13 protein-coding genes and 4 tRNA genes are annotated in these 12,717 nt (G+C 26.6%); all 17 read right to left on the bottom strand.

Translation table 11 applies throughout. The features are described 5' to 3' along the window. Positions 1-33: 33 nt before the first annotated feature. Positions 34-582, bottom strand: coding sequence for a hypoxanthine phosphoribosyltransferase (gene hpt, locus HH195_RS10050; protein ID WP_055259166.1), 549 nt, complete (start codon positions 580-582; stop codon positions 34-36). Beyond that, positions 575-1,987, bottom strand: a complete 1,413-nt coding sequence (gene tilS / locus HH195_RS10055; RefSeq protein WP_196370988.1) for a tRNA lysidine(34) synthetase TilS — start codon at positions 1,985-1,987, stop codon at positions 575-577. The genes hpt and tilS overlap by 8 nt, the downstream gene beginning before the upstream one ends. A gap of 170 nt (positions 1,988-2,157) precedes the next feature. Beyond that, positions 2,158-4,530 (bottom strand): stage II sporulation protein E, encoded by a 2,373-nt coding sequence (gene spoIIE / locus HH195_RS10060; RefSeq protein WP_196370989.1) that lies wholly within the window; start codon positions 4,528-4,530, stop codon positions 2,158-2,160. 222 nt (positions 4,531-4,752) lie between these two features. Beyond that, positions 4,753-4,841 (bottom strand) — tRNA-Leu (locus HH195_RS10065). Positions 4,842-4,857: 16 nt separating this feature from the next. After that, a tRNA-Met gene (locus HH195_RS10070) sits at positions 4,858-4,934 on the bottom strand. A gap of 6 nt (positions 4,935-4,940) precedes the next feature. After that, positions 4,941-5,016 (bottom strand) — tRNA-Met (locus HH195_RS10075). A 5-nt stretch (positions 5,017-5,021) separates the two neighbouring features. Next, positions 5,022-5,110, bottom strand: a tRNA-Leu gene (locus tag HH195_RS10080). A 286-nt stretch (positions 5,111-5,396) separates the two neighbouring features. After that, the gene (locus tag HH195_RS10085) at positions 5,397-5,798 is read right to left on the bottom strand and encodes a S1 domain-containing RNA-binding protein (RefSeq protein ID WP_055258682.1); all 402 of its coding nucleotides are present in this window, start codon (positions 5,796-5,798) and stop codon (positions 5,397-5,399) included. 70 nt (positions 5,799-5,868) lie between these two features. Beyond that, positions 5,869-6,150 carry an FtsB family cell division protein gene (locus HH195_RS10090; RefSeq protein ID WP_055258684.1) on the bottom strand — a complete coding sequence of 94 codons (282 nt, stop codon included), beginning with the start codon at positions 6,148-6,150 and terminating at the stop codon, positions 5,869-5,871. 89 nt (positions 6,151-6,239) lie between these two features. Next, positions 6,240-6,614, bottom strand: coding sequence for a spore cortex biosynthesis protein YabQ (yabQ, locus tag HH195_RS10095; RefSeq protein WP_055258686.1), 375 nt, complete (start codon positions 6,612-6,614; stop codon positions 6,240-6,242). A gap of 8 nt (positions 6,615-6,622) precedes the next feature. Further along, complete coding sequence (gene yabP, locus HH195_RS10100) at positions 6,623-6,910, bottom strand: sporulation protein YabP (protein ID WP_055258688.1); 288 nt, start codon at positions 6,908-6,910, stop codon at positions 6,623-6,625. A 110-nt stretch (positions 6,911-7,020) separates the two neighbouring features. Beyond that, positions 7,021-7,281: an RNA-binding S4 domain-containing protein gene (locus HH195_RS10105; RefSeq protein ID WP_055258690.1), complete on the bottom strand. Its 261-nt coding sequence runs from the start codon at positions 7,279-7,281 to the stop codon at positions 7,021-7,023. Positions 7,282-7,346: 65 nt separating this feature from the next. Continuing rightward, positions 7,347-7,622 (bottom strand): HU family DNA-binding protein, encoded by a 276-nt coding sequence (locus HH195_RS10110; RefSeq protein WP_055258692.1) that lies wholly within the window; start codon positions 7,620-7,622, stop codon positions 7,347-7,349. Positions 7,623-7,791: 169 nt separating this feature from the next. Next, a complete protein-coding gene (yabN, locus tag HH195_RS10115; RefSeq protein WP_112365416.1) occupies positions 7,792-9,240 on the bottom strand; it encodes a bifunctional methyltransferase/pyrophosphohydrolase YabN in 1,449 nt (482 codons plus the stop codon). 44 nt (positions 9,241-9,284) lie between these two features. Continuing rightward, positions 9,285-10,823: a putative polysaccharide biosynthesis protein gene (locus tag HH195_RS10120; protein ID WP_196370990.1), complete on the bottom strand. Its 1,539-nt coding sequence runs from the start codon at positions 10,821-10,823 to the stop codon at positions 9,285-9,287. Between the two features lie 75 nt (positions 10,824-10,898). Continuing rightward, positions 10,899-11,447 (bottom strand): stage V sporulation protein T, encoded by a 549-nt coding sequence (gene spoVT / locus HH195_RS10125; protein WP_055258697.1) that lies wholly within the window; start codon positions 11,445-11,447, stop codon positions 10,899-10,901. A gap of 215 nt (positions 11,448-11,662) precedes the next feature. Further along, positions 11,663-12,703 (bottom strand): SurA N-terminal domain-containing protein, encoded by a 1,041-nt coding sequence (locus HH195_RS10130; protein WP_196370991.1) that lies wholly within the window; start codon positions 12,701-12,703, stop codon positions 11,663-11,665. Positions 12,704-12,717: the final 14 nt, after the last annotated feature.

Raw genomic sequence — 12,717 nt, forward strand, 5'->3', positions numbered from 1 at the left:
CTCTATATCATAAAATTTTATATTTAGTGATGATTATTTTTCATATATTTCTCTTTTTAATATTCCTATGAATGGCAGATTTCTATATTTTTCACTATAATCCATGCCATATCCAACTATGAATTCATCAGGAATATCAAATCCAATATATTTCACCTTAATATCTGCTTTTCTTCTAGCTTTTTTATTTAATAGTGCTACTATTTCTATACTAGCAGCCTTTCTAACATTTAAATACTCTAAAAGATAACTTAAAGTTATTCCTGTATCTACTATATCTTCTACTATTAAAACATGTTTTCCTTCAATATCTTCATCTAAATCCTTTAGTATTTTTATAACACCAGAACTTTCTGTTGAACTGCCATAACTAGATACAGCCATAAAATCTAAAGAACAAGGTATCTTTATATGTTTTGCAAGATCTGATGTGAAAATTACAGAACCCTTTAGAATACCTACTATTAATAAATCTTTACCTTCGTAGTCTTTTGATATTTGCATTGAAATCTCTTCAACACGTTTTAATATTTCTTCTTCTGAGTAAAGAGTTTCTTCAATATCATTTGTAATACTATTCATAATCATGTCCTTTCCTATTATATCTTATTTCTAAAAATGTTTTAGTATTTTTAGTGACTTTAAATTTATCACTAGTTTTTAATCCCAAAATCCAAGCTACCTCATTATCAAATAATATTAAAGGTATGGTATCTCTTAAATCTTTAGGAACTTTAGCATCAATTAATATATTTTTTATTTTTTGATTTCCTTTCATTCCTAATGGAATTATTTTATCTCCACTTTTTCTACCTCTTATAGTTATAGTCGAAATGTTAGAAATATCAAATACTTTTATGAAATTGTTATTAACAAATCCATTAAAATTGTTCTTATTATATATTTTAAAAGTAAAATCACCATTTGCATAGCAAAAATCACTATTTTCTATATCTTTTTTGGAAATTTTTAATTCTTCAACACTAACATGATTATTTTCTTCTTTTGTATTATTATTTACTTTTAACTTTATATCCCCATACTCATTAATCGCTACAACATTATTAGTTATATTTATTTTCTTTCCCGAAGTTCCTTTTTGAAGGCTTATTATGTCATATATGTGCTTCATTTCAAAATTATTGAATCTCAAACTAATATCAGCTAAAGCTTTTCTAATAATTCTTGTAATTACAGCATCCATTTCTTCAAAAGCCTGCTTTTTAATAATAATATAAGCTTTTTCTATAATACAATATTCACTATATTTAGATTTTATTATACTATTGATTAACTCTATATCTTTACTACAACTATAAGCTAGTCTATTTAAGGCAAAAATAACCTCCTTATTAAAGTTATCCTCTATATAAGGTATGGCTTTTAACCTTATTTTATTTCTTGAATAAATTTCTTCTAAATTACTCTTATCAATATGAGGATTTAATTCTTTTATTATGCAATATTTCTCTATTTCATCTCTTGTTAAGCATAAAATAGGTCTTATGTATTTATTATCTCTAATTGGCCTAATTCCAACTAAACCATCTATACCAGTCCCTCTAATAGCTCTCATTATAATAGTTTCAGCCTGATCATTAGCATTATGCGCTATTGCTATTTTATCTATATTTAATGTCTTCATTAATTCTTCAAAAAATTCATAACGCGCATCTCTTCCTGCCATTTCAGTAGATACACCCTTATCTTTAGCTAATTTTTTAATATCTACTCGTTTAATATAACAAGGTATATTTAAATTTTTACAAAAATTTAAACAATAATTCTCATCATCTAATGCTGCATCCCCTCTTAAACAATGATTAACATGAGCTGCAAATATAGTTATATTTAAATTCTCCTTTAGTTCATTCAAAATATTTAAAAGACAAATAGAATCAGGACCTCCAGATAAAGCTACCAATATTCTATCTTTATCTTTAATCATGGAGTTTTCTTTTATAAAACCCAAAACTTTATTTTCCACTATTAAACACACTCCATTATAAATTTAACCTTATAACATTATAGCATATTAAATCTTTAGTTAGAATTATAAATTAGTTTTATAATATCTTCAAATATTAAAATTAAAAATTTTGTACACTAATAAAATTTTAATAGATAATAACTATAATTTAGTTATTATCTATTATTTTAACCTTCTGTAAAAATTTTTGACACAATTACAGTCATATCATCTTTAGCTTTTCCTTCATTAAATTCCTTAGCTTTTTTTAGTATACTTATAGCAAGATCTTTTGGCTGCTTGATATTAGTATTTTCTAAAAAATTGACAAGCCACTCAACATTAAAAGAACTATTTTCTTTATTATCTAAAATACCATCACTTATACTTATTATCAAATCCCCGTTTTTAACATTTTTTTCTACTATATCTATATCTACTCTATCCAATACGCCAAAAGGTAAAGAATTAGAGTTTATGACTTCAACATCCTTTTTTCTCTTTATAAAACTCTCTACAGCTCCAACCTTCATAAATTTAACTTTTCCATTATATAAATCTATCTTCTGCATATCTAAAGTTGCAAACTTTTCTTCCTCATCAAACTTAATTCCTATTATAGAATTTATAGTATTTATAGCTATTATATCGTCAAATCCAAGTTCTATAAATTTTTCCATAATCTCGATAGCCATTTTACTTTCTGTACCAGCGCCCTTTCCTGAGCCCATACCATCTGATATAGCCATTATATAACTTCCATCTTTGGTTTTACCATTACTATAAGAATCACCTGTATATTTTTCATCAAATTTTTTATCAGCAGCTACATAAGATGTAACTTTATATTTAGTCGCTTCCTCAAAACAAGCTTCCCACCTATTAACACTTTTATTCATTTCAAAACCATTTTCACAAAGACTCATAGTTTTTCCAACTGCACTACTGACTATAGGCACTATATATTCACAAATTTCCATTTGATTAAAATTATCCAATTGTATCTTTACATTAAGCCTTCCATATTTATCGTTATAGCATAATACATCATTATATACTATATATTCTTTACTTAAAGCAACTTTAACATCATTTTCTACTCCTGTTAAAATATCTAGCTCCCCTTGAAAATTATCAGCAAGCTCGTTTATAGTCAAAGCCATATTATTTATATTTTTTGATAGAAGTTCTCGTCCTTCCTTCAATCTTTTTTTGAGATTTTCATTAATTCTATAAATAGACATTGTATTTTCTAAATTTTTTATCAACGTATATTTTTTTAAACACTTCTTCTCAAGCTCTAACGGAAACATATCATTTTGACAATTATCTATAAGTTCTACAAATGAATTGTAAGTTGAAGTCAATTCGTTCTTCCAACATACTAACTTTCTTTCACAATTTACACAAGTTTTTTCCGATATATCATCTATTAATACATTATATTTATTTTCTAGAGAAAACTCCTCGTCTCTTTTGTAATTTAATATATTCCCAATCATCCCTAAAATATCAGTTAAATTCCTCACCTTTATAGTGAAATCATTTGTAATCTTATCCAAACAATTTTCATTATATTTATTTACTTTTATATCTTCATTCTGTTCTAAAAATATATGCTTATATAAATTTTTAGGAATTAAAAAAAATATACCAGTTGCAATTAATACTTCTATCATTCCATATTGAGTTAGAGTTTCACAATACATATTTATAATTAAATACATTATATTAAAAGAAAAAAATGTTAATATTTTTCCTGTTTCTTTAAATATTCCAGCTACAAGACCACAAGAGCTATAAATTGCTATATACAAAGGTAAATTTCCAGAAACAAAGCCTAAAACAATTCCCATAATAGCACCAATACAAGCTCCCATATTATAACTAATTCCATACGAGATAGAAATAACAAATAGTAATGCTACTATATTTCTAAACCCAATCTGAAATAATGAAATCTCTCCAATTCCAACTATAAGCAATGCTATAAATAATCCCAAAGTTATAATTTCATTACTATTAAACATATGCCTATTATAGATATTATCTAAACATTTTATACTATATATCATCATAAAATATATAGGATAAATAAGACCTGAAATTATAAAAGATATTATTATATTTATAATGAAATCAGTCTTACTTATGAATACACCATATGATAAAACTGTAAAAAACACAATTAAAAAACTAAGCCTAATCTTTTGATTATCAGTTATTTTCATATTAGCAGTTTGTAAAATAATTATTAGCATCAATATTATTAAATATAGAGGAAATTCTTTCACCTTATTAAAAAGAGTTATATATCCTAAAAATATTCCTAGCGAAGCACAATAAAATGTTTTTCTATCTTTTTTCATTACAGATAAAGAATATGCTATCCCAAAAGGTGCTAAACTATTAAAACCGCCAAAGCTCATAGCTATGTTAACCCTGCTTATTAATAATCCTATAATAAAATACAAAACAAAATTTATAACAACATAACTATTGTTTTTTAATATAGAATTTTTATTGTCGCCATAATTATTAACTTTAGCTCCATATTGCATACAATTCACCTCTTCCATTAATTGTAATTATATTATACCAATATGGGATATTTTTTTATATAAATTTATGTATTTTTTTTACATTTTCGTAAGACATATTTCTCTTTTTATATATATTTTTTTATTTTTTTTTATAATAATCTACACAAAAATAAAATAAAATACTATATATCATTTTTTATTGAAAACACAAAAAACTCATCTAAAAATTTAGATGAGTTTTGGTGCCGAAGACCGGAATCGAACCGGTACGATGTGTTAGCATCGCAGGATTTTAAGTCCTGTGCGTCTGCCAGTTCCGCCACTTCGGCATATATTTAATTTAAATGGTAGCGGGAATAGGACTTGAACCTACGACCCTTCGGGTATGAACCGAATGCTCTAGCCAGCTGAGCTATCCCGCCATAATTTGGTTGCGGGGGCAGGACTTGAACCTACGACCTTCGGGTTATGAGCCCGACGAGCTGCCAACTGCTCCACCCCGCGATATTTGGTGCCGAAGACCGGAATCGAACCGGTACGATGTGTTAGCATCGCAGGATTTTAAGTCCTGTGCGTCTGCCAGTTCCGCCACTTCGGCATACATTTAATTTCTTTAGTTATCTTAGCGACATGTTTTATTATACATAACACTTTAGTAAGTGTCAACACTTTTTTAAAATTTTTTTTATAATTCTATAACAGACATAAAGGCTGTATCAAATATAGATAATTCTTAAAAATTTATATTAACGTAAATGTAAATTAAAAAGAATGTAAATAATTTTGAAACAGCCATTACCATACTTGATTTTAATTTAAAATGAATTTACTCCATATATAATATACTAACCATAATAAATACTATTATTATGTTAATTTAAATTTTAGTAACTTCTCTTTTTATTTTTAACATCTTGATGTTTTTTAACATCTTGAAGTCTTTCTTCGCTATCTTTTAAAAACTTAGACATTATATCCTCAAAATTATTTGAAGAAGTTTTTCTTTTCTCTGAAATCCAATCTATTTCTATAGGTTTAGCGGATTTTCTTTTAGGTGGCATTGCTTGTTTAATAGATAAACTCATCTTACCATTATCATCTACTGAAAGAACTTTAACTTTAACTACATCCTGTTCTTTTAAATGTTCTCTTATATCTTTAACATAAGAATCAGCAACTTCTGAGATGTGAACTAATCCTGTCTTTCCACCAACTTCAACAAATGCACCAAAATTAGTAATATTTATTACTTTGCCTTCTAATATGTTTCCTGCCTCTAAGGTCATGTTTAAAAGATTCCTCCTTAAATTAATTTAAAATAAATATATGTTATTTAAATAATAACCTAAAATACAATTAATTAGATTCACTAGAACTTATTATAACCTTTTCTCCATTTCTTATCATTCCAAGACGTTCTCTAGCTAATCTTTCTATATATGAATCTGAGTTTACCATATCAACTTCATTCTGCAACTTTACATTTTCTTCTTGCAATTGCTGAAGTTCTTCATTTTTTGTAGCTATGTTCTTATTTAACCTTTTCATAGTAGATTCCTGTCTTACAAAAGCTATAATAAATACTCCAAATATTATCATAACCACTAACGTTTTAATTTTAATTTTTCCATTTCTCATATATGTCCCCCAATAAAAAATGGCTTATTATAAGTATATTTTAAACACTATTATTTTTTTATTCAAGATTTTTTTCAATTCTTTAGTAATTATTTTATAAAAATACTTTTAAATATATATATTAAATTCTTAAATATTACCCTTATAATTTTTAATAATTTCCTTATAAGCAAAGATTCAAATTTCAGTAGTTTTTTAGACAAGAAAATAAAATATATTCCCATTCCCAAAAGTATAAATACATACACATATAGGTTTAAAAAACCATAATTAAACTTTAATAAAAATATAAATACTATTATACTACATAATATCCAAAATAATACATCTTGTAATATACTTATAATTTTTATTCTCTCTTTTCCCCTTATTATCCTGTAAATATCGAAAAAAATACCTATTATAAAGCCAGCTATAAATGGGTATATTATCATATCAAACTGTATTTTTAATGGCAATAACATAATAATTATTATCTCCCTAATCTAGGAATTATAAATCTTCTTTTTCTTCTAGCCTTTGTTCCTGAATATATTAAGCTGTCTACATATCCATGAATTATTATTTCACTATTTTCCAAGTCTAATTTTTTCACTCTAAGATTTTTCCCTTTTATAGCTAAAGAGCCTAAATTAGTGTTTACTGTTATCTTCTCATCATTAAAATTTAATACCTCTAATACTCCATTTACTACTAAAACTTTTCTATCTTCAAGATTTAAACTATTTTTATTTTCTTCTTTTACAAGTTTATTTTCCATAAAACTCCTCCATATATTAAAAACTTTAAAATATTTTCTAAATTATAATTATGCTAACTCAACATAAAAAATAACTAACTCAATTTTTAAATATGGAGACATTTATACTTTTATTCTGTATCCTCTTCGCCTTCTATTATTTCATACATATTTTTTGCATCTTCTTTTCTAACATGTTCAGCTAAATTTATAATTTTTGCTTTTAATACTTTATTTCCAAAAACTATTTCTATAATATCATCTTCTTTTAAATTAGTTGATGGTTTTGCCACCTTCCCATTTATACTAACTCTCCCACCCTCACAAGCTTCTTTTGCTACAGTTCTTCTCTTTATAATTCTAGATACTTTTAAATATTTATCTAATCTCATATATTTTCCTCCTATAAACCTAAATATTATTAAAGAACCTAAGATTTCTTAGGTTCTTTTCAAAATTACTTATTAACTTTTTCCTTTAACTCTTTACCAGGTTTGAAAACAGGAGCTATTGATGCAGGAATAATTATTGCCTCTTTAGTTCTTGGGTTTCTTCCTTCTCTTGCAGCTCTTTCTCTTGTTTCAAAAGTTCCAAAACCAACTAATTGAACTTTTTCCTTATTTTCTAAAGCTTCAGTAACACTTTCTATAAATCCTCTTAAAGCTGTTTCAGTATCCTTCTTTGTTAATCCAGACTTTTCAGCCATTTTTGTTATTAATTCTGCTTTATTCACTTTTACATCCTCCTTAAATTTACGTAATTAGCTAATTTTTTAATATAGCTATAAATACTAAACTTAGCTTATATTATCATACAATATATTTTTTTCTTTGTATAGTCAATGATTCTATATTATCTAAGAAATAATAATATAATTATTTTAAAAGCTTATTTTTATGATTTTATTGAAAGTTTTTAGCCTCATTCCAAAGCTCATCCATTTGTTCTAATGTTAAATCCTTAAGAAATTTATGTTTTTCTAAAGTTTTTTTCTCCATATAAGAAAATCTAGCAATAAATTTTTTTATTGTTTTTCTAAGAGCTTCTTCACAGTCAATATTTAATAATCTTGATAAGTTTACACATGAAAATAGTAAATCTCCAAGTTCTTCTTCTATTCTTGACTTATTTTCATCTTTATATACGTCCTTCACTTCATCTAACTCTTCTTCTATTTTTTTAATAGCGTCAGAGGCACTATCAAAATCAAATCCAACCTTTTTAGCTTTATTTTGTACTTTACTTGCAATTATCAAAGCTGGTAACGCATCTGCTATACTTTTCATTTCTTCTGTTAGTGTTGAAAATCCTTTTTCTTTTTGCTTAATCTCATCCCAATTATCTAATACTTCTTCTGCTGAACTTATTTTTAAATCTTTAAAGACATGAGGATGTCTATATAGCATTTTATTATATATGCCTTGTATAACATCATTTATGTCAAAATAACCATCTTCTTTTCCTATAGATGAATGAAAAATCACTTGTAAAAGTACATCTCCAAGCTCCTCTATGAGTGCATTTTCGTCCTCTTTTTCTATTGCATCTAAAACTTCAAAGCTTTCCTCTATTACATTCCTTTTAATACTTTTATGAGTTTGTTCTCTATCCCAAGGGCAACCATCTTCCCCTCTTAAAGTATCTATTAAATCAACAAAATCATAAAAATCTTTTTTGTTATTTAAATCTTTAGGAATATAAATTGACGTTAAATAATCTATATCTTCTTGCCAATCTAATTCGTACAAAGGAATTTTTCTTATACTTTCTAGCCCTTCGATTCCTGCTGCTCTAACAAAAAATATCTCTGTATCTTCATTATATCCTTCCAAAAGTTTTATTTTAACTTCAGAAGCTATAAATTTATTATAAACTTGAGTTATTACACATCCTATTCTCTTATCAATGATTTGATTATTTATATCAAAAGCATCAATTATTTTTATGCCTTCTATTGGATCTATTTTTAAACTCTCCATGATAGCATCTATAAAGCTAACAGCTGGATATAATTTATACTCTATATTATTCTTCTTACAAAGTTCTATTAAATTTAAAACTGATTTTTCCGCTACCAACGGATGTCCTGGAACTCCATATATTATTTCTTCTTTATCGGCCAAATTTTTTATTATATCATTTGCAATATATTCATAAACATTATCAAAACTATCAAACATTTCATAAGCATGGTCATAAGTATTAAATATTATACCTTGCTCTTTTAAAAAATCAACTGTAGGGTGTTTTTCTGTTCTAAAATAAATATTTTTGTTTTTTTTAAGCTCATTTAAAACACCTATAGTTAATGCATTATAATCTCCAGGGCCTAGACCTACTATCTTTAGCATAACAGCTCTCCTTCGTGTAAAATATAAAATATGTTAAGATTAATTTATTTTTTATATATTTTTCTTTCCTTAATCTCATCATACCTTAATATTTTTAATAATATTATTAATACTACATATATAATAATACCCATAAATATAGAAATCAAGCATGATAAACTACTATTTATTCCTATATCCGTAATTTTTAAATATGTTAATAAGACACCTGTAATCATTAATAAGGATGCAATGATAGGTTTTGTTACTATATCTGTAAAATAAAATCTGCATTTTAATTTCTTAACCATGTAAATAACATTTAATATTGCTACTACAAAATAAGCTGATATAGTCGCTATAACTGCTCCATATATATTTAAATTTGGCATTGGAACTAAAATAGTAGTTAAAATTACTTTTATTACACACCCAATAAATAAATTTAAAACTGGTCTATAATAATATCTTGTTCCTTGTAAAATTGATGTTGTTATATTGGTTATTACTAAAAATGGAATGCTTAATGCTAAATATTTAAGAATAATAAACCCTTCTGATTTCCCTGGAAATATTAATTTCATTATAGGCCCTGCCATAAAATATAATCCTAAAAAACAAGGTAACGCAACTAACATACTAAGCTTTATAGATAAATTTATTTTATTTTCTAAACCATTTTTATTTTTTAATATATAAAGTTCAGATATTATTGGAATTATTGAAGCAGATAATGCTGCCGTTAAAGTCATTGGAATATTAGTAAATATTGATGCTTTTCCTGTTAGTTGTGCGTAAAGTATCGTTGCATTTTGCATACTCATTCCTGATTGTAAAAGTTTCTGTGGGACTAAAACAGAATCTATAACTCCCATAATACTTCCTACAGCTGCTCCTACTGATATCGGAAGTGCTACTTTCATTATTTCCATAAATACCTTATCGCTTCTACTTATTTTTCTTATGTTATTTTCTTTTTTAACTTTTAAATACTTAGGCCAAAGATATAAACCACTTAAAATCGCTCCTGCCGCTGCACCAAAAGAAGCTCCCCCTGCCGCTTTTTCTATTCCATATGGAAATAATAAGAACGCTAGTCCAACACCAAAAAACACGCGACCTATCTGTTCTATAACTTGAGATACTGCTGTTGGTGTCATATTTTGCATTCCTTGAAAGAAACCTCTAAGTGGTGTCATAAATCCTATAAAAAGAGGAGCTAAACAAACTCCAAGTATTGAATAGTACGCTTTTTCATCCCATTTTAACGCATGTATAATAACCTTTCCAAAACCCCCTAGAAAAATGGTTGTCCCAAGACCCAATAAAATCATTACTTTTAATGCTTCTTTTATAACCTGAAACACTTCATCTCTTTTTCCTAGCGCTATTTTTTCAGATATAAGCTTTGAAACAGCTATTGGAACTCCAGTTGATATAGCTATAAACAACATATAAAGGGGATAAGTCATTTGATAATATCCAAGCCCTTCATCCCCTATTAACATTATTAGTGGCCATCTAAAAAATATACCTAAAAATTTTGCTAATATGCTAGCAAAAACTAGTATTAAACTACCCTTAACCAATGATTGCTTTTTCATAAATACCTCCAGATATTATTAACTGTTTAATTTTATTGTTAATCTAGAGGTATTATTCCTAATGATAATTAAATATTATTGCTCCATTTGTTTTCCTAAAAATACAGCTGCAGTTTCTGCCAATTTACTTTCTAATTCTCCTAATTTTTCATCTTCTTTAGAAATTATTATAACAGAGCCTATCACATCTCCCTCTGCTATAATTGGTGATATAACTTGACTTGAATATTTAGATTCATCATCATCGTTATATAGAGGTATTACATTTTTTCCATCTTCACCCAAAATAACTGTTTTTCTATTTTCTATTACTTGTTCTAGTTCATCACTAACTTTTTTATCTATAAATTCTTTTTTTGTAGTGCCACTTACTGATATAAAGGCATCATTATCAGCAATTAAAATTATATGTCCCATAGTTTGTTGTAATGCTTCAGCGTATTCTTTTGAAAAATCTGTTAATTCACCAATTGGAGAATATTTTTTTAATATAACTCCACCCTCTCTATCAGTAAATATTTCTAATGGATCTCCTTCTCTAATTCTTAGTGTTCTCCTAATTTCTTTTGGAATTACAACCCTTCCTAAATCATCAATACGTCTAACTATTCCTGTTGCTTTCATTTGTTTTTTCCTCCTTAATTATCTATGTATAATTATTTTTAATAAAATAGGGTATTACTATATCTAGTTTTCAATATTAGTATCTTATTAATTTCAAATTTTATACACATTGGTTATAATTTATCTATAAAGAAAATTTTACTTTAAAAATTAAATATTAAATTTAAAAACAAAAAAAACGCAAAGTATCAATACTTTGCGATTTTTTAAATAATTTATAAACCTTCTTTTAACTTATCAGTATAAGTTTTTGCATTAAATTCCTCTTCCCAAGCAGTTAATCCTTCAGTCATAACATCAACCTTTTTATTATATAAAACTTTTTCCTTTACTTCTTCCTTTAATTCACCATCTAAAGGTTTTTCAGTTGTTGCCACTACATTATCTCCTTCAAGTATAACATACTTTGAATTGTAATTTATAACTTCTGATACCCCCTTACTTTCTGTTATACCTTTTACAGCTTCCATAAATGTAGTTTCATAAGTAGTTGAGTTATAACCTATTTTTCCTAAATCACTAGCTGTCGGAAGATTTTTCTCTTCATCTGTTGCATCCTCTGCTTCTGCCTTTTCAACATTAGCTACATATTCGTTATATAAAGCATCAAAAGTTGCTGTACCATTTTTTGTAGCTTCACTTGCAACCTTTGCTTCCTCTTCAGTTTTAAATGAAAGTTCCTTAATATTAGCACTTCCATAATTTAAATAATCATTTTTATTCTCATTATAATAAGTTTCAACTTCTTCATCAGAAACTGACAAATCCTTAGTCATATACTCTTCAAGCAACTCGCATATTATAGAATTTTTAAACATTTCTTTAACAGAACTTTCCCCATATGTTTCTATATATTCCTCATAGTCATCTCCTAAATACTCTTTAAGACTTTCCATTTTAGCATCTATTTGAATATTTATTTCATCTTCTGATGGCACTATTCCCAACTTTTCAGCTTGTAAAACCATAAGTTTTTCTTGAACCAAGGAGCTTAACATACTCTGTCTTTCATATAATACTCTAGATTGTATTTGCGAATCCTTAAGATAATCACTACCATATTGTGTTTCTAATGTTGTATACAATCCCTTTAAATTTCCATTAACCTCCCCTAATGTTATATCCTCATCATTTACAACAGCCACAACAGTTTTTTGTATTGCCTCATCTGTTTTCTCAACCATAGTAAGACAAACTCCACCAATTGTTACAACTCCAGCAGCTATAACTAACACTAATTTTTTCCAAGTTTTCATAATTCCCCTCACTT

Origin of the sequence: Candidatus Sarcina troglodytae (assembly GCF_015708635.1) — a bacterium.
Lineage (GTDB): Bacteria > Bacillota > Clostridia > Clostridiales > Clostridiaceae > Sarcina > Sarcina ventriculi.

Excerpts from the sequence above, each read along its gene's own strand:
- hpt (WP_055259166.1), bottom strand. The coding sequence starts at position 582 with ATGAATAGTATTACAAATGATATTGAAGAAACTCTTTACTCAGAAGAA.
- spoIIE (WP_196370989.1), bottom strand. The coding sequence starts at position 4,530 with ATGCAATATGGAGCTAAAGTTAATAATTATGGCGACAATAAAAATTCT.
- HH195_RS10085 (WP_055258682.1), bottom strand. The coding sequence starts at position 5,798 with ATGACCTTAGAGGCAGGAAACATATTAGAAGGCAAAGTAATAAATATT.
- HH195_RS10090 (WP_055258684.1), bottom strand. The coding sequence starts at position 6,150 with ATGAGAAATGGAAAAATTAAAATTAAAACGTTAGTGGTTATGATAATA.
- yabQ (WP_055258686.1), bottom strand. The coding sequence starts at position 6,614 with ATGTTATTGCCATTAAAAATACAGTTTGATATGATAATATACCCATTT.
- yabP (WP_055258688.1), bottom strand. The coding sequence starts at position 6,910 with ATGGAAAATAAACTTGTAAAAGAAGAAAATAAAAATAGTTTAAATCTT.
- HH195_RS10105 (WP_055258690.1), bottom strand. The coding sequence starts at position 7,281 with ATGAGATTAGATAAATATTTAAAAGTATCTAGAATTATAAAGAGAAGA.
- yabN (WP_112365416.1), bottom strand. The coding sequence starts at position 9,240 with ATGCTAAAGATAGTAGGTCTAGGCCCTGGAGATTATAATGCATTAACT.
- HH195_RS10120 (WP_196370990.1), bottom strand. The coding sequence starts at position 10,823 with ATGAAAAAGCAATCATTGGTTAAGGGTAGTTTAATACTAGTTTTTGCT.
- spoVT (WP_055258697.1), bottom strand. The coding sequence starts at position 11,447 with ATGAAAGCAACAGGAATAGTTAGACGTATTGATGATTTAGGAAGGGTT.
- HH195_RS10130 (WP_196370991.1), bottom strand. The coding sequence starts at position 12,703 with ATGAAAACTTGGAAAAAATTAGTGTTAGTTATAGCTGCTGGAGTTGTA.